General features: G+C 44.6%; 1 tRNA gene. It reads left to right on the top strand.

Features of this window, described 5'->3' with window-relative positions:
- Positions 1-151: 151 nt before the first annotated feature.
- Positions 152-227, top strand: a tRNA-Ala gene (locus MD588_RS25925).
- Positions 228-525: the final 298 nt, after the last annotated feature.

Genomic DNA, 525 nt, shown 5'->3' with positions numbered 1-525 from the left:
GGGAGAGCACCTCCCTTACAAGGAGGGGGTCACTGGTTCGAGCCCGGTATCGCCCACCATTCTTTCCTAATACTTCGTTATGAAGTTCGTCGTTTAGCGTACTAAACGTCCTCACTTCATACCTTGTCTTAGAAAAGAAATCCATATCGATGGGGCTATAGCTCAGCTGGGAGAGCGCTTCGCTGGCAGCGAAGAGGTCTGCGGTTCGATCCCGCATAGCTCCACCACTCTCTAAATATTTTCTGCACTACACGCAGATTCAATGGCGAAATACTGCCGTTGGGTCGCTTTTTGTCGCCTGCGCGACCCGTCAGAAAGTCTTTAGAAAGTGGATGTCGAAACCTATTTATTTAGGTAGAGAAGTACACATGCTCTTTAACAATCTGGAAAGCTGACTAGTAAATTCAACTCAATGAGTTGGATTAAAATGTTTTTTATAACTTCTTATTTAAAGAAGGGATAAAGAACGAGTTCTCAAGCAAACACATTCAAGTGTCTTGTGTAGAGTCCGGCGAAAAACCAATG

Origin of the sequence: Photobacterium obscurum, assembly GCF_026191635.1 — a bacterium.
Classification (GTDB): domain Bacteria; phylum Pseudomonadota; class Gammaproteobacteria; order Enterobacterales; family Vibrionaceae; genus Photobacterium; species Photobacterium obscurum.
The sequence above is the reverse complement of the archived record's forward strand: the minus strand, read 5'-3'. Positions and strand labels throughout refer to the sequence as shown.